The organism is Paracoccus wurundjeri (assembly GCF_030678915.1).
Lineage (GTDB): Bacteria > Pseudomonadota > Alphaproteobacteria > Rhodobacterales > Rhodobacteraceae > Paracoccus > Paracoccus onubensis_A.
Map to the genome: position 1 here is coordinate 102,809 of NZ_JAUUTZ010000012.1, position 16,769 is coordinate 119,577.

A 16,769-nucleotide genomic window follows, 5' to 3' on the forward strand; every position below is an offset into this window, starting at 1 on the left:
CTCCCGCGTGAGGGAGTATACATTAAAGACAATGTTTCGGAATTTATCCGCACCAACCCGAAGCGGCTATTCCCGCCGCGCCCGCAGGCCGATGAGATGGGCCATGATCGGCGCGCCCGCGATGACCACCATCAGCCGCACCAGATGATGCACGACGATGAATCCCAGATCCGCGCCGGAAATGATCGCCAGCACCGTCATCTCGGCCTGACCGCCCGGCGTAAATGACAGGAAGCCCTCGATCGGCTGGGCAAAGCCCGCTTGCACGACGATCTCCATCATGATGAAGGCAAGAATCGCGAGAATCACGACGAAAGCGATTCCGGCCAGCACGTCCTTGCGCAACTCGCGCAGGGTGACGCCGACATAGCTGACCCCGATTGCGCTGCCGATAAAGAACTGTGCGGCGTTCAGCGCCTCGGCGGGTGGGCGTTGATGCAATATGCCACTCAGGGACAGGATCGCCGCCACGATCAGCGGCCCGATAATGGCCGCACCGAAAAGCCCGATCCGCTCGCCGCCTTTCCAGCCCAGAAATGCGGCGGCTGCCATCAGCAAAAGCTGGTCGAGCGGCACATCGCGGGCGGGTGCGCCGATGGGATTGGACAGGGTAACGTGAAACAGGTTCACCATAAGCAGCGGCGCGATCGTCACGATGATCAGAATGCGCGTGGCATGGATCAGTGCCAAAGCGCGCACATCCGCGCCCGCTTCTTGTCCGAAGACCACCATATCCTGAAGCCCGCCAGGCATTGCGGCATAATAGGCCGTCGCCCGGTCAAATCCGCAGACACGCTGAAAGAAGGGGATGCCGATCAGCCCGATCAGCAGCACATAAACCGGAACAAAGATCACCGAGGCCGCCATCTGCGGCAATTGCTGCATGACCGCCGGGGTGATCGAGGCGCCGACGGCCAATCCGAGAATCGTCCTTGCCCCGACCGCGACCTGCCCCGTCCCGATCAGCGGCGCACCAAGCAGCGCGGCGGCAAGGCAGGCGAAAAGCGGGCCGAAAAGAAAGGGCAGCGGCAGGCCAAGCTGATGGAACAGGGCTGTTCCCATGGCGGAAATCGCCAGTGCCAGGACCTGTCTTGGCAATTTTCGCCTCCGGATGGGGCGTGGATTGTCGGAACGGGATGTCATGGCCAGTCGTGTATATTTCTGGATACAAAAACGGAAGTGATACCGATATCGTCCGTGAAATTATTAGAGCGTGCCGAGCTGAATCGGAAACGTCGGCTATTTGCGTCCCGCGATGGCCGGGGGCGCTGCCCCCCGGACCCCCGAGGTATTTACCGCAAAGAAGAAAGAGAGAGAAATCGGGCAGGCGCGGCATGATCTGATTACCCGCAAAATGTTGCTGCGGGTTAACTGGAGGTGATCCGCTTTAGCGTGTGATCGGCCGCATCAGCCCCTCTTGCGCGACGCTGGCCACCAGCCTTCCGCTTTGATCGAAGATCATGCCGCGATTGAAGCCGCGCGCGCCTCCGGTGAAGGGGGCGTCCATGCTGTAAAGATGCCAGTCTTCGAAACGGATCGGTGCGTGGAACCACATGGCATGATCAAGGCTTGCCATCATGACATTGCCCTTCACCCATGTCAGCCCATGCGGGCGCAGCGACGATCCCAGCAGGCTGGCATCCGAGGCATAGGCCAGAAGGCAGTGTTGCATTTCCGAGGATTGTCCCGCAGCCGCCTGCATGCGGATCCAGACGCTGTTCCGGTCATCGGCCCGGACGGGATCAACCGGATCGCGGGGTTCCACCTCGCGCATGTCGAACGGCCGTTCGCGCAGGAATTCCTGCCGCACCCGGTCGGGAACGCGATCGGCATGGATAGCGCGTATCCCGGCCTGATCGGCATGGTTTTCGGGGCCGTCGATCGCGGGCATCGGGTGCTGGTAATCCCAGCCCCGCTCATCAATCTGGAATGACGCGGACATGTTCAGGATCTGCTTACCATGCTGTATCGCGACGACGCGCCGGGTCGTGAAGCTGCCACCGTCGCGGGCGCGATCGACCAGATAGACGACGGGCAAAGCCGGATCTCCGGGCCGGATGAAATAGGCATGCAGCGAGTGACAGGCGCGGTCGGGCACGGTCCGATATGCGGCCATAAGCGCCTGCGCGATGACATGCCCGCCGAAAATCCGCGTTCTTCCCGGCTGTTGCTCGACAAAACCACGGAACATGTCGGTCTCGATCCGTTCGATATCGAGCAGTTCAAGCAACCGTTGTGCAGCTTCGGTCATTGCGGCAAACCCCTTGAATTCCAGTCTGTTGTCGCAGCAACAAGGGCGGATGACAAGCGCGGGCAATCCAAGATCATCTCCAGCCCGAGGCCCTGACGGCCATGGCGATCACAAGGCCATAGATCAGCATTGCCGCGGCTATAGCGATGAACACGGCCTGAATGCCCAGATCGGTCGCCCGGCCCAGAAGCAATGCGCCGCCAAAGGCAATGACGAAGCGGCAGATGCTTCCGGCCACCGGCCATAACATCCGCCCCGCGCCCTGACTGGCAAAGAACAGGGCCAGCCCCAGCCCGAAGAAGAAATAGAATGGCGCGATGGTATGGAAATAGGTCCGGCCGATGGCAAGCGTTTCGGTCTGGTCCGGCGAAAGGAAGATCAGCAGCCACAGGTCGGGATTGATCGCCAGCACAATCCCGATACCACCGATAATCGCGGCGGCTGTCAGCGATCCGGTCCAGGCTATGGCAAGGGCGCGATCCCGCTGACCCGCGCCGATATTCGCTCCGACCATGCTGGTCATCGCCGAGCCGATGCCGAAGACGATGGGGATCATCAGGAATTCCAGACGGGCGCCCAGACCGTAGCCGGCCAGCGCCGCCTCTCCGTGACGTCCGACCAGGCCGACCATTGCGACGACCGTCAGAATCGTCAGCACCGAGTTCAGCGACGCCGAAAGCCCGACGCCAAGGATATCCGCGAAAAGCCCCGAACCGGCCAGCGGCGGGCGTCTGCGCAGCGATAAACCGGCCCTGCCCGACAGGATATAGGCGATGGCGGCAAGCGCGCCGGTGGCATAGGCCAGCACCATTCCCAGTGCCAGCCCTGCCATTCCAAGCGCGGGAAACGGCCCCCATCCCAGCCCGAATGCGCCCGACAGGGGGATCGAACCCGTCGAAACCAGCACCAGCACCACCGCAGGAGCCACCATATTGCCGGTGCCGCGCAACACGCTGAGCGTCGAATGGCAGAGCCACAACGAGATGCATCCGGGGAAATACACTGCGGCATAGGTCAGTGCGGCGTCCACGGCATTGCCTCCGCCTCCGCCCAGCAACCCAAGTATCGGGCGTCCGAACAATGCCATCAGTACCGCCGAAAGCGCGGCGATCGACACCGCCAATATCCATGCGGCGAAGACCAGACCGGCGGCGCGGCGTTCGTTATTCGCGCCAAGGGCGCGGGCGACGGCCGAGGAGATCGCCCCACCCATGGCGCCGGCGGACAGCGCCTGGGTCAGCGTGACAAGCGGGAAGACCAGCGCGAGCCCGGCAAGCGCCGTTACGCCCATCTGTCCGGCAAAATAGCCTTCCGCGATGCTCATGGCGCATTGCACCGCCATCGCCACGATATTTGGCGCGGCAAGGCGCGCCAGTGTCGGCGCGACAGGCGCTTCCAGGAACCGGCGGGTCCGGGCGGCGCGCGTCAGGGATGCCGCATCGGCGCGATCCGGCTGCGGCGATATGGCCGGGTCAGGTTCCCGATGCGACATGATCCGGCCCGGCTCCTTCAGGTTGTCCGCAATCGGAAAGCAAGGTTGAAACGATGCTGATTAGGGCGCCTTTGCTTGTAACCACAGAACCGCGGGATGGAAACGGTTCTGACGGTAAGGGATGTCCCGGCCTGCACCATGCCTAGTTCCTGATGGTCCAGTTCCGGACTGCCGCCTGCCTGTCATTCGAGCTTTCGAAAGCCTGGCGTTCGGCGCGGGCGATGACGTGGTGATGCACCTCGTCCGGGCCGTCGGCAAAGCGGAGGGTGCGCTGCCTGATATACATCTCGGGCAGGTCGGTCCATTGGCTGATACCGGTGGCCCCGTGCATCTGCATGGCGTCGTCGATGATCCGGCAGCATCTTTCGGGCACCATGGCCTTCGCCTTCGAGACCCAGATCCGCGCCTCTTTGTTGCCCAGAACATCCATCGCCCGGGCGGCCTTGAGCACCAGCAGACGCATCGCGTCGATCTCGATCCGCGCGCGCGAGACGGTTTCCATGTTCTTGCCAAGATCGATGATCTTCCTGCCGAACGCTTCCCGGCTCAGACCCCGGTGGATCATCAGGTCAAGCGCCTTCTCGGCCGCCCCGATAGAGCGCATGCAGTGGTGGATTCGTCCCGGTCCCAGCCGAAGCTGGCTGATCTCGAAACCACGGCCCTCGCCCCAAAGGATGTTCTGTTCCGGCACCCGGACATTGTCGAAGACGATATGCATATGCCCATGCGGCGCATCATCATGGCCGAATACCCGCATCGGGCCCAGCACCTTCACGCCCGGCGTATCCATCGGCACAAGGATCTGGCTTTGCTGGCGGAACGGTTCGGCATCGGGCGAGGTCTTGACCATGACGATCATGATCCTGCAACGCGGATCCCCCGCGCCCGAGATGAAATATTTCTCGCCGTTGATGACCCATTCGCCATTCTTCAGCACCGCGCTTGTGCTGATATTCTTCGCATCCGATGAGGCGACATCGGGTTCGGTCATGGCGAATGCCGACCGGATTTCGCCGTTCAGAAGTGGCTTTAACCATTTCTCTTTCTGTTCCGGAGTGCCGACCCGCTCCAGCACCTCCATATTGCCGGTATCGGGGGCGGAACAGTTCAGCGATTGCTGGGCAAGGGGGTTCTTGCCCAGTTCAAAGGCGATATAGGCGTAGTCGAGATTGGAAAGCCCCTCTCCGGTTTCCGCATCGGGCAGGAAGAAGTTCCACAGCCCGGCGCTTTTTGCCCGGGCCTTCAGATCGTCAAGGATTTCAAGCTGGCCAGGCGCGAAGGAAAAGCGTTCCTGACGATTCCTGCCCAGCCGTTCATATTCGGCCAGCGCCGGATCGCAATTCTCGCGGATATGCCTGACGACCTTTTCCAGCAAGGGGCGCGCGGCTTCCGACATCGCCAGATTATGCAATTCGTCCTGCGGATTCGCCTGTGACATTCGTTCCCCCCCTGACTTGTGCCGAAACCGGCGTGTCGCCGGAAAATCCGTTCCTTGCCCCTATGATTCCCGGACGTATCGGCCGGAGCGGGGTTTTCCTGACATTTGTCAGTTTTAATGCCGGGTTTTGTTCCGGGTCAAGCCCGGCCGGCAGTGATTTGCAGATTCCGCAATTTCCTGACCGCGCCGATTGACCGGCCTGGGAGCGGGAATTATAGATAACTGACAAGTGTCAGGAAAATTCCCGGCAATGTTCCGCACAATCGGGAGGTCAGATGAAAACCGGCTCGGGCATAATGCGGCAATCCGGCAATTCCGCGCCGGTTCTGGTCGATCCTCTGCCTACGCACAGGTTCGATACCGATGCATTGCGGGTCTGGCTGTCAGATCGAGTGCCCGAATTTCGGGAAGGCTTTGAATTGCAGCAATTTCAGGGAGGCATGTCCAACCCGAGTTTCATGCTGACCTCGCGTCTGGGTGGGCGCTTCGTTCTGCGAAAAAAGCCGCCGGGGAAACTGCTGCCCAAGGCGCATGCTGTCGACCGTGAATATCGGGTGATGCGGGCGCTTGGCGATAGCGCGGTTCCGGTTCCGGAAATGATCGCCTATTGCGAGGATCCGCAGGTCATCGGGGCGGAATTCTTTATCATGCGTTTTGTCGACGGGCGTGTTATCACCGATCCGGCGATGGGTACGATCCTGCGTGAACAGCGCCCGGCGATGATGCACTCGCTGGTCGATACGCTGATAGATCTGCACCGCGTCAACTGGCGGGCCGCCGGTCTCGAAGGTTTTGGGCAGTCCAAGGCTTATCTGACCCGGCAGGTCAAGCTATGGGCACGGCAATACGAAGGCGCCAAATCCGATCTTCCGCGGGATTTCGACTATTCGCAACTGGACTGGCTGCGCGACTGGCTGATCGCGCATTCCGATGTGGCGGATCTGGGCGCCATCTCGCATGGCGATTTCCGCCTTGGCAATGTGATCGTCCATCCGACAGAGCCGCGCGTCATCGCCGTTCTGGATTGGGAGCTTTCGACCATTGGTCATCCGCTTGCCGATCTGGCATATCTCTGCCTGCAATATCGCTTTCCGCCGGATCTGCCCAAGGCAGTGGATCCGATGGCGGCGGGATTGCCGGACGAAGCGCAGGTGCTTGACCGCTATTGCAAGGGGATGGGGCTGTCCCGGGTCGGGGATTGGCCGGTTTTCCTTGCCTTTGCCTGTTTCCGCTATGCCGCGATCGTTCAGGGCGTCGCGGCCCGCGCGGCTCGTGGCAATGTCAGCAGCGCAAGCGCCGATGCCAGGCAAGACGGCGCCCGTGCCCGGCGCGTGGCAGAGATCGGCTGCCAGATTGCCCGGACCGGGGCAGAGTGACATGCCAACGATCGGTTCGACCCGCGAATGGCGCGTCAGGACTGGCGGGATCTCTGCGTATGAACGGTTCGCGGATATCGTGGCGATATTTGGGATTTCACCCTGCATGAAGAGGCATTTTGCATGACAGCGACCGCTTCGATGAGTTTCGAGCAGGCAGTTCACCACGTCACGACCACCAACCCGATGTTCCACACGACCAGGGTGATGGTGAACGGCGTCAGCTACAAGGCGTTTCGAAACTGTCCGCCAAGCATACCCGATCTGATGCGGGATTGCCGGGAACGGCATGGCAATGGCGCGGCGGCTTATCTTGCGTATCGGGACGAATGCTGGACCTATGATGAATTCTGCCGTGATGTGAATCGCATCGCATGGTCGCTTCGCGAGCAGCTTGGCGTGACCAAAGGCACCCGCGTTGCCATCGCCATGCGGAACTATCCCGAATTCATGATCTCGTTTCTGGCGATTTCGTCGCTGGGCGCGGTCGTCGTCAATCTGAATGCATGGTGGACGAGCCAAGAACTGGATTACGCCCTGAGCGACTGCAGGGCGCGGGTGATCTTCGCCGACGGACCGCGCGCAGAGCGTCTGGAGCCGCTGCGAAAACGCCATGACCTGACGATCATCGGAGTCAGTGATGGCGAGCATGCGGACGCCCCATGCTACAGTTCCATGCTGCACGCGGCCCCGGATGACGCAGCCGTCACTGCCGCAATCCATCCCGATGACGATTTCCAGATCATGTATTCCTCGGGTTCGACCGGCCATCCGAAAGGCGTGGTCCAGACCCATCGCGGCGCGGTCACGGCAGTCTATACATGGGTGATGCAGATGTCGCTGAAGCCGCTCGTGTTTCCTGCCGGCCCCGATACGCCTCCGGCGCTGCCCGTTTCCGTGTTGATCGTCACGCCGCTTTTCCACACCACGGCCTGCCATACGATGTTTCTTTACAGTCTTCTGGCGCCCGCAACGGTGACGCTCATGTATAAATGGGACCCGTACGAGGCGATCCGGCTGATCGAGGCGCGGAATGTCACCCGGTTCCTTGGCGTGCCGACCCAATCGGCGGAACTGATGGAGGCGGTGCGCGAAACCGGCGCGGCGCTGCACTCGTTGCGCTATGTCGGGGCGGGTGGCGCGAAACGCCCGGCGCCACAGGTCGCGCAGCTTGCACGGGCCTTTCCGCAGGCCGATATCGGCACCGGCTGGGGCATGACCGAAACCAATGCATTGGGGATCGGGATGTTCGGCGATGATTATGTCAGGCGCCCGGATGCGGCGGGGCGGCTTTACCCGCCGGTGCAGGAAATCCGTATCGTGAACGATGCGGGCGCGGAACTTCCGCCGGGTTCGCTGGGCGAAATCACCGTCAAGAGCCTGGCGAATATGCGCTGTTACCTGAACCAGCCGGAAGAAACTGCGCGGGTGCTGAAAGACGGCTGGCTGAGTACCGGGGATATCGGCGTGATCGACGATGAAGGCTTTGTCACCATCCTTGACCGCAAGAAGCATATCATCATCCGGGGCGGCGAGAATATTTCCTGCCTCGAGGTGGAAGGCGCGTTGCATGGCCATCCTGATGTCATCGAGGCCTGCGCCTTCCCCGTCCCGGACCAGCGGCTGGGCGAGATCGTGGGAATCGCCATTCAGCTTCGCCCCGGCACCGGGATGAGCCTTGATGCCATGTCGGATTACCTTGGGCAGCATCTGGCGCGATTCAAGATTCCCCAGAAACTCTGGTGCCAATACGAGCCGCTGGCGCGCGGCGCCACGGACAAGACCGACCGTCGTGCTGTGCGCCTTGCCTGTCTTGGGGCGCCGCCCTGACCGCAGGCGATCCGCGGGCGGGCATCGCCGCCCGAAAACCATCGTTGGAAAAAAAGGAGTTCCAGACATGATGTTCGACCTGACCGGCAAGGTTGCGCTGCTGACCGGTGCGTCGCGGGGCATGGGATTCGCCATGGCGAAGGCGCTGGCGGAACATGGCGCGACGGTGGTGATATCGGCCCGCAAGCAGGATCAGCTGGATGCGGCCGCAGCCAGTATCAATTCGCTTGGGAAGGGCAGGGCGTATGGCGTCGCCTGCAATGCGGGCCACAGGGACCAGTTGCAGGCTTTGGTGGATGAAACCCGTTCCGTCGCGGGCAAGATCGACGTGGTGATCGGCAATGCCGGGGTCAATCCCTATTATGGCCCGACCTCGCAGATCCCCGATGACGCCTATGACAAGACCCTGAAGACGAATGTGCAGTCGAACCTGTGGCTTGCCGGCATGGTGGTGCCCGACATGATCGAAAAGGGTGCGGGCTCGGTCGCTTTCACCTCTTCCATCGGGGCATTCAAGCCTTCGGTCATGCTGGGCACCTATGGCATGTCCAAGCTGGCACTGATCGGGCTGGTGCGGAATCTGGCTGCTGAATTCGGGCCGAAGGGTGTGCGGTTCAACGCCATCTGCCCGGGATTGGTGCGTACGGAATTCGCGCGCGAATTATGGGAAAACCCCGATGTCGAAAAGCGGATCCAGAACGACATCCCATTGCGCCGGCTGGGCGAGCCCGAGGATTTCGCGGGGATCGCGGTTTTTCTTGCCTCGGATGCCAGCCGTTACATGACGGGGCAGGCGCTTACCCTTTGCGGCGGATCGAATATGTGGACCTGAACAAAGCCGCCCCGCAGGCGATATGGCGACGCCCGATCCGGAACCCGGCCTGCGCCCTCAATCCCCGCCGATACTCGCCCTGATCATGGCGGCCGCGCCTTTCGCGATCGTCCGGGCGATCAACTCGTCGGGTTGATCACGGTTCAGCCAATCGCGCATGGGTCCGAAAGCACTCAGGAAAACCATCAGATTGGCGATGATTTCCAGCCGCTGATCCCCCGGCCCGACACCCAGCCGATCCGCAAGCTGATCCGCCAGATCCTTCATGACGGCGATTTCGCGCAGCCGCATGGCGCGGCGGTCTTCCTGCCGCAGATGCGGAATGGTCCGATAGGCAAGCAGGGTCGCCTGACGCTTGCGCTTCCACGAAACGATCAGATAGCGCTCGATCGCCTCCTCAAGCGGTACGGAATGATCGGCCAGGATATCCGGCAGGGTCGGCACATCCGTACGGAACCACAGCTGATTCAGCAGGCGGCGCAGGATATCGTTCTTGTCCGCGATATAATCGTAGATACTGGCCTGATTCACGCCCGAACGCGCGCAGATGTCGCGGATGGTCGTGGCCGCGAAACCCTTTTCGATAAAAAGCTCCAGCGCGCCCTCGCAGATCTGCTGGCGCTTGGCCTGGATCAGATCCCGATTGCGGACATTGGTGATATCGGCCTCTTCCAGAAGCTCTTTGCGCACCGCGCGCATACGTGCATTTTCACGAGCCACTGATCCAACGTCTCCGATTTGCCCGGGCCATGCAAAAACCTAGCGGCGCAGGGCAGGCGTTGCAACGTGCCGGCTGCCCACAGGTTATTTCAACCCGTTCGACGATAGCGGAAAACCCCGGTTCCGGTGGCCAGAACCTCGCCGGTATCGTCGGTCACACGACCTTCGGCGAAGAAGGTCGAACGGCCGCCGCCCTTGCGCCAGCCCTCGGCGGTGAGACGTTTCCCCTTCGGGCGCGACAGAAAATTCACATTCATTGATAACGTCATGGCAAATCTGCGCTGTTCGGGATCGCCGGTATAGCATCCTGCGAAGCCCATGACCGTATCCAGCAAAACCCCGTAAATGCCGCCATGCGGAATGCCGTAGCGATTTTCGATAAATCTGCGGATCGGCATCTCGAACCGCGAGTAATCTTCTGACCAGCCCGTCAGTTCATAGCCCATATGGGCCTGAAACGGGTAAGGATCCTCGATAAGATCCGCGTCGATCCGGGTGGTCATATGGTCAGGATCCCTGTCTGCCTTGCCGGATGATCTATCCGTCCGGCAAGGCTTCTATCAGCCGTAAAGCAGATTTGGAATGTACAGCGCGATGCCCGGGATCAGGATGATCAGCAGAACGCCCAGCAGCGTCACCAGAACATAGGGAATGACCGAGCTGTAGATGTCGCCCATGGTGACGCCCGGCGGCGCAACGCCTTTCAGATAGAACAGGTTGAACCCGAATGGCGGCGTCATGTAGCCCACTTCCATCATGATGATGAACAGGATGCCGAACCAGATCGGATCGAAACCCGCTTCGCGGATCACCGGCAGGAAGACCGGCAATGTGATCAGCATGATGCCGACCGGGTCGAGCACCATCCCGAACAGAAACAGGATCATCAGCATGAACAGAAGGGCGCCCCATTTCCCGCCGGGAATGAAGCCCATCAGGTTCGACATCATGCTTTGCGCCCCCAATGCGGTATAAGCCGCCGAAAAGGCATGCGCCGCAAAAAGGATCCAGATGACAAGTGCGGTCAGGCGCAATGTGGCGATCGAGGTATCATGGATCACACGCCATGAAAGCTGGCGATTCACCAATGTGGCGACAAGCGCGCCGAAAACGCCGATGGCGGCGGCCTCGGTGGGTGTCGCATAGCCTCCGAAGATCGCGCCAAGCACGATGGCGACGATAAGGATCGGAAGGATCACGGCCTTCAACGAACGAAGCTTTGGCCCCCAACCCGCGCGTTCTTCCCGGGGCAGGGCGGGGCCCAGCTCGGGCTGAAGCCAGCAGCGGACCCCGATATAGATCGAAACAAGTACGAACAGCAGCAGCCCCGGCCCAATTCCCGCCGCGAAAAGGCGTCCGACAGAAACCTCGGTCAGCAGCGAATAAAGCACCATGAGGATGGATGGCGGAATCAGGATGCCCCAGCCTCCGCCCGCATTGATGGCGCCCAATGCCAGTTTCTTGTCATAACCGCGTTCAAGCATCTTGGGCAGCGCGATGGTTCCCATGGTCACCACAGCCGCGCCCGATATGCCGGACATGGCGGCGAAGATCACGCAGATCAGCACCGTTCCGATGGCCAGGCCGCCGCGCAGCCCGCCCCACCACAGATGCATCATGCTGTAAAGATCGTTCGCGACCCCTGATTTCTCAAGCAATACGGCCATGTATACGAATAACGGGATGGCCATCAATGTGGGCGACTGCATCGTTTCCCACATTTTCGACGCCAGCAGGTAGAACCCTACGGAACCCATTTCGTAGTAAAGGAAAACGACCGAGATGCCGCCAAGAACGAAAGTCAGCGGCGATCCCAGAAGGATGAACAGCAGCAGCGCGCCGAAGAACAGGAATGTCAGGATCTCGACGCTCATGGATGTATCTCCTGTGTGTCCTGAGCATGATCGCTACTGGCCGGGCTGCCAAAGATGTCATCTGGAACCGGCAGGCCCATAACGACCCGGATATCTGCCCAAAGACGGACAAGACCTTGCAGTAAAAGCAGAATTGCGGCGACCGGGATAAGCAGCTTCGTCGGCCAGAGAGGCGGATTCCAGATCGAGTTGGAACGCTCGAGCCTACCGATGGAATCCGAGGCGATGACCCATCCCTGCCACAGCAATATGCCTACGAAAAGCAGGAAGAGCGGCCATGTCAGGATATCCAGCAGCGCCTTGCGGCGGGCGCTTAATTTTCCGTAGAAGATATCGACATTCACATGCGCCCGGTCGGCAAGAAGATATCCGCCGCCAAGGATGGCATAGCCTCCGAATATCAGCGTGGCGAGTTCCGAGGTCCAGATCGTTGGTCTGCCGATCAGATAACGCATGATCACGTCGATCAGCAGGAAGACGAACAGGAAAATCACCGCAAGCGAAACCCAACGTCCGATAAAGCGATTGATGCGCGTTACGGCGCGTGCCGCCTGAAACATGGTTCAAGTTCCTTGTGCAAATTTGCTATGCGGGGGGCAGTCACCAGCCGCCCGATCCGTCATTTCCGGATTTGTCCAGCCTTGCCGCCGGGCGCCGGTGACAGACCCGCACGCAGGCCCGCAAGATCAGATGTAGCCCAGATCGGCCATGAGATTGCGGTAGATGTCAGCCGCTTTTCCGGCCATTTCGCTGCGCTGGCCTTCTGACTCCAATATTTCGCCCGACGCCTGCGCCAGCATTTCAAGCACTTCATCGGGCAGGGTCAGAACTTCCAGATTCTGGTTGGCCACGCCATCCGCAATCGCCAGTGCTTCTTCGTGCTGATACTCGGCGGTGCGAAGGAAAAATCGCGTTTCGATCGTGTCCATAAGCGCCGAGCGCAAATCGTCGCTTAATTCTTCCAACGCCTTCAGGTTGAACAGATAGGAATCCGTCGTCTGCGCAAGCACCGGTTTGTAGTGATATTTGCACACTTCCCATAGCGACATGGATTTGGCACCGACCGCCGCGCCCCAATGCGCCCCGTCGACGACACCCGAGCTAAGCGCCTGATACAGTTCGGCGCCTGCGATATATTGCGGAGCGGCGCCTGCGGCTGTCAGGAAATCCATCATCGCCCCGGCCGAGCGGATCTTGAGACCCTGGAAATCGGCGGCGGACTCGATCTTTTTGGATGCGGTCATCTCGACCGGCAGGACCTTTTCGGGCTTCAGCATGACGCCTTTCGGCGCCAGTTCTTCGTTCAGCAGCGCCTCGAGCCCCAGATTTTTCAGAGCATGCGAAAACTCCCACGCCTCCCTGAAGGTGCCGGGCATGCCATAGACGAAATTCGCGACCGTCGCCTGATCCTCGAAATAGGAAGCGGCCAGCGTTCCCATGGGAACCACGCCCTTGCTGACGAGATTGAAGATATCCGGACCCTTGGCGAACTCTCCCTCGCCAAGAAGTTCAAGCTTGAATGCGCCGTCGGTGCGTTCGGCAAGGGCGGCTGACATCGTTTCAAGACTGTCCGTGAAAGATGCCGATGCCTTGGGCCAGTGAGCCTGCACCCGCCAGGTCACCTCGCCGGCGGCCAAAGCCTTGCCGACAAGCGCCGGTGACGCAACCGCCGCAAGCGCTCCGCCGCGCAGCAATGCACGCCGTTTGATCCCTGCCGCTTTGGCGGAAACCTTATTGGTATATTTCATCTTATCCTCCCGTTGGTTTCAATCCGGCTGTTTGCGCCGCCGTTATTCTTCATTCCCCTGACAAGTGTCCGGGAAGTTTCCGGCATGATTTGTGTCAATTTTATTATTGTATTTCATATAATTAACCTGTTATTGGCGGCGAATTTCAAAGAACTTCGAACAATCCCGCCGCACCCATGCCGCCGCCGACGCACATAGTGCAGACGACGTATCTGGCGCCGCGTCTTTTGCCCTCGATCAGGGCATGGCCGACCATGCGCGCGCCCGACATGCCATAGGGATGGCCGATCGAGATCGCGCCGCCATTCACGTTCAGCAACTCATCCGGGATTCCAAGAACCCGGGCCGAGTGAAGGACCTGACAGGCAAATGCCTCGTTCAGTTCCCACAGATCGATATCTTCCACCTGCAATCCGTGCAGCCGCAGCAAAGGGGGAACGGCATGGATCGGTCCGATGCCCATCTCATCCGGTGCCAGACCCGCTGCCATGACCCCAATATACCGGCCAAGCGGTTGCAGCCCCATCTTCTCGGCTTTCTTTGCTTCCATCAGGACCGAGGCTGATGCGCCATCCGAAAGCTGCGAGGCATTCCCGGCGGTGATATGCTTCCCTTCCCCGATGACCTGACCGTCCTTGAACACTGGCGAAAGGCGCTGCAAATCCTCCAGCGTGGTCTGGGGGCGGTTGCCTTCGTCGCGATCAAGTTCGACCTCGACATCCGAGACCTCGCTGGTTTCCTTGTTCATGACTTTCTTGACGGTTTTCAGCGGCACGATCTCATCGTCGAACCTGCCGGACTTTTGCGCCTCGGCTGTGCGCTGCTGAGACCGCAAGGCATAGGCGTCCTGATCCTCGCGCGTGACCCCGTATCGCTCGGCGACGATTTCGGCGGTTTCCAGCATGGTCATGTAAAGCGAGGGGAGATGCCGGTCGATCCACGGGTCGGTGCGGCGATCCTGACGCAGATTCTGGTTCTGGACCAGACTGATACTTTCAACGCCGCCACCGATGGCGATATCCATGCCGTCATGGATGATCTGCTTGGCCGCCGTCGCGATCGCCATCATCCCCGAGGCACATTGCCGGTCGATCGACATGCCCGCAATCGTATCGGGCAAACCGGCCCGGATGACTGCTTGCCGGCCGATATTGGCACCCGTGCTGCCCTGCTGGATGGCACAACCGATGATGCAATCCTGTATTTCCGCCGGATCGACGCCCGCCCGGCTGACCGCATGGGACACTGCATGGCCGATCAGTTGCTGAGCCTGCGTATCGTTGAATGCGCCCCGATATGCTTTGCCAATAGGGGTCCGCGCAGTGGAAACGATTACGGCATCACGCATATCTTGCCTCCCATTCCTTTGCGGCGGCAGGGATTCGATGGCGGTACCGCCTAAATCCGTACCGGGCGCGATCCCAAGCAAGAATGCCCTGTCCGCTTTCCTGCATGGGTGTTTCGCTATGCAAAATGCCATTTTGAAAATCGTTTGACAAGATGTGCGCTTCTTTGGCCTATAGAGGCCGAAATGAAAGGAGCGCGACATGAGATCCATGCTGAGCCTTGAGCCGGGTGGGCCCGAAACACTTGCCCTGACCAGACAGACCATGCCGCAGCCCGGCCCGGATGAGGTGCTGCTTCGTGTTCGCGCCGCCGGGGTGAACTTTCCCGATACGCTGATCATTCGCGACCTGTATCAGGTCAAACCTCCGCGCCCCTTCGCGCCGGGCGGCGAAGTTTCTGGCGAGATTGCGGCGATAGGTGAGGAGGTCAGCGGTTTTGTCGTCGGGGATCGCGTTCTGGCCCTGACCGGTCATGGCGGATATTCCACGCATGTCATTGCCAAGGCCGCGCGGACGGTCAGGATACCCGACCAGATGCCCTTCGATGAAGCGGCCTGCTTTCTGTTCACCTATGAAACATCGCATTACGCACTGAAGGATCGCGCACAGCTTCGGCAAGGAGAGACGCTTCTGGTGCTTGGCGCGGCAGGCGGTGTCGGCGCCGCGGCCGTGGAACTTGGCAAGGCGGCAGGGGCCCGGGTCATCGCGGCGGTTTCATCGCCGGAAAAGGCGAAATTCTGCCGGGACATTGGAGCTGACGAGACCATCATCTATCCGCGCGAGATGAATCGTGACGCGCAGAAGCAATTCTCGGATCAGATCAAATCGCTGACCGGCGGCGAGGGCGTGGATGTGGTCTATGACGCGGTGGGCGGGGATTATGCCGAACCGGCGCTGCGTGCACTGGCATGGAAGGGGCGCTTTCTGGTCGTGGGATTTCCTGCGGGAATCCCCAGGATTCCGCTTAATCTTACCCTTCTCAAGGGATGCCAGATCATGGGCGTATTCTGGGGCGCAGCGGTTCGGCGCGAGCCGGAAGGTCACGCCGAGAATGTGGCAGAGCTGTTTTCGCTATATGCCGCCGGGCGGATAAAACCCCGCATCTGCGCGCGCTACCCGCTTGAACGGGCGGGCGAGGCGCTTGCGCTGTTGCAGGATCGGAAGGTGCTTGGCAAGGTCGTGCTGACCGTCGATTGATTACTCCAGATGCGTGGTGTCGTTGAATCGCCTTGCGATCATCGTCTCGCCATGAATCACCAGCAGGCTGATCGATCCGTTATCGGCACGGTTGAACGCAAATGGCTTTGCGCCGGTGGCAATCGACATGGCCGCGCCGATCACGCCGCCATGCACGAAAACCGCGACCCGCGAATCCGGATGCGCCGCCGCGATCCGTAACAATCCGCGCCGGACACGCATATGAAGCGCGTCGGTCGTTTCCGCGCCGGGGATCTCGCCCCATTCATGCCGCTGCATCGCTTGCAGATAGGCGGGATGTTTTTCGGTCGCGTGAAAGCGATATGCGCCTCCGTCCCATTCCCCCAGACATACTTCACGAAGATCCGCCTCGATTCGGGGTTCCAGGCCCAGTGCCGCGGCCAGAGGTGCGGCAGTCTGATGGGTACGTTGAAGCGTGGTCACATAGATCGCCGCGATATTGCTGTTCCGAAGCCGCTGTCCCACGGCCCGCGCCTGCGCCTCGCCGTCCGGATGCAGTGCCGGGTCGCCGTGACCGTCCTTCAGCGGGAAGTCTTCGCCCCGCAGCGCGGGCATGGATTCGCCATGCCGGACAAGGAAAAGTTCCGCCGCGCCGGCAGGAGGCGCAAAACGGCTTTGTCGTGCTTCGTGGTTCATCATCGGCC

The 16,769-nt window shown here is 60.6% G+C and carries 15 protein-coding genes; 4 read left to right on the forward strand and 11 right to left on the reverse strand.

The genetic code is table 11. The annotated features are described in order from the left end of the window. Window positions 1–66: 66 nt before the first annotated feature. The 4 genes from Q0601_RS13460 to Q0601_RS13475 form a co-directional block, all read right to left on the reverse strand. Window positions 67–1,143 (reverse strand): AbrB family transcriptional regulator, encoded by a 1,077-nt coding sequence (locus Q0601_RS13460; protein ID WP_370656136.1) that lies wholly within the window; start codon window positions 1,141–1,143, stop codon window positions 67–69. 244 nt (window positions 1,144–1,387) lie between these two features. Beyond that, complete coding sequence (locus tag Q0601_RS13465; RefSeq protein WP_305290362.1) at window positions 1,388–2,251, reverse strand: acyl-CoA thioesterase; 864 nt, start codon at window positions 2,249–2,251, stop codon at window positions 1,388–1,390. A 73-nt stretch (window positions 2,252–2,324) separates the two neighbouring features. After that, window positions 2,325–3,743 carry an MATE family efflux transporter gene (locus Q0601_RS13470; protein ID WP_305290363.1) on the reverse strand — a complete coding sequence of 473 codons (1,419 nt, stop codon included), beginning with the start codon at window positions 3,741–3,743 and terminating at the stop codon, window positions 2,325–2,327. A gap of 142 nt (window positions 3,744–3,885) precedes the next feature. After that, window positions 3,886–5,181 (reverse strand): acyl-CoA dehydrogenase family protein, encoded by a 1,296-nt coding sequence (locus Q0601_RS13475; RefSeq protein WP_305290364.1) that lies wholly within the window; start codon window positions 5,179–5,181, stop codon window positions 3,886–3,888. Window positions 5,182–5,456: 275 nt separating this feature from the next. On the opposite strand from Q0601_RS13475, the gene Q0601_RS13480 reads away from it, so the two are divergent. The 3 genes from Q0601_RS13480 (at window position 5,457) to Q0601_RS13490 (ending at window position 9,219) form a co-directional block, all read left to right on the forward strand. Further along, window positions 5,457–6,557, forward strand: coding sequence for a phosphotransferase family protein (locus tag Q0601_RS13480; protein WP_305290365.1), 1,101 nt, complete (start codon window positions 5,457–5,459; stop codon window positions 6,555–6,557). 123 nt (window positions 6,558–6,680) lie between these two features. Further along, window positions 6,681–8,387 carry a class I adenylate-forming enzyme family protein gene (locus Q0601_RS13485; RefSeq protein WP_305290366.1) on the forward strand — a complete coding sequence of 569 codons (1,707 nt, stop codon included), beginning with the start codon at window positions 6,681–6,683 and terminating at the stop codon, window positions 8,385–8,387. A 67-nt stretch (window positions 8,388–8,454) separates the two neighbouring features. Next, on the forward strand, window positions 8,455–9,219 hold the full coding sequence (locus Q0601_RS13490) for an SDR family NAD(P)-dependent oxidoreductase (protein WP_305290367.1): 765 nt from the start codon (window positions 8,455–8,457) through the stop codon (window positions 9,217–9,219). A gap of 57 nt (window positions 9,220–9,276) precedes the next feature. Here Q0601_RS13490 and Q0601_RS13495 read toward each other — a convergent pair whose 3' ends face one another. The 6 genes from Q0601_RS13495 to Q0601_RS13520 form a co-directional block, all read right to left on the reverse strand. Continuing rightward, complete coding sequence (locus Q0601_RS13495) at window positions 9,277–9,939, reverse strand: TetR/AcrR family transcriptional regulator (protein ID WP_305290368.1); 663 nt, start codon at window positions 9,937–9,939, stop codon at window positions 9,277–9,279. An 89-nt stretch (window positions 9,940–10,028) separates the two neighbouring features. Beyond that, window positions 10,029–10,442, reverse strand: a complete 414-nt coding sequence (locus Q0601_RS13500; protein WP_305290369.1) for a PaaI family thioesterase — start codon at window positions 10,440–10,442, stop codon at window positions 10,029–10,031. Window positions 10,443–10,499: 57 nt separating this feature from the next. Then, on the reverse strand, window positions 10,500–11,813 hold the full coding sequence (locus Q0601_RS13505; protein ID WP_305290370.1) for a TRAP transporter large permease: 1,314 nt from the start codon (window positions 11,811–11,813) through the stop codon (window positions 10,500–10,502). Next, entirely contained in the window at window positions 11,810–12,373 is a 564-nt protein-coding gene (locus tag Q0601_RS13510) for a TRAP transporter small permease subunit (RefSeq protein WP_305290371.1), read from the reverse strand. The genes Q0601_RS13505 and Q0601_RS13510 overlap by 4 nt, the downstream gene beginning before the upstream one ends. A gap of 126 nt (window positions 12,374–12,499) precedes the next feature. Beyond that, entirely contained in the window at window positions 12,500–13,561 is a 1,062-nt protein-coding gene (dctP, locus tag Q0601_RS13515; RefSeq protein ID WP_305290372.1) for a TRAP transporter substrate-binding protein DctP, read from the reverse strand. Window positions 13,562–13,706: 145 nt separating this feature from the next. Further along, on the reverse strand, window positions 13,707–14,909 hold the full coding sequence (locus Q0601_RS13520; RefSeq protein WP_305290373.1) for an acetyl-CoA C-acyltransferase: 1,203 nt from the start codon (window positions 14,907–14,909) through the stop codon (window positions 13,707–13,709). Between the two features lie 199 nt (window positions 14,910–15,108). On the opposite strand from Q0601_RS13520, the gene Q0601_RS13525 reads away from it, so the two are divergent. Next, window positions 15,109–16,104, forward strand: a complete 996-nt coding sequence (locus Q0601_RS13525) for an NADPH:quinone oxidoreductase family protein (protein ID WP_305290374.1) — start codon at window positions 15,109–15,111, stop codon at window positions 16,102–16,104. On the opposite strand, the gene Q0601_RS13530 is transcribed toward Q0601_RS13525, so the two are convergent. Further along, window positions 16,105–16,764: a histidine phosphatase family protein gene (locus Q0601_RS13530; protein ID WP_305290375.1), complete on the reverse strand. Its 660-nt coding sequence runs from the start codon at window positions 16,762–16,764 to the stop codon at window positions 16,105–16,107. Window positions 16,765–16,769 lie beyond the last annotated feature (5 nt).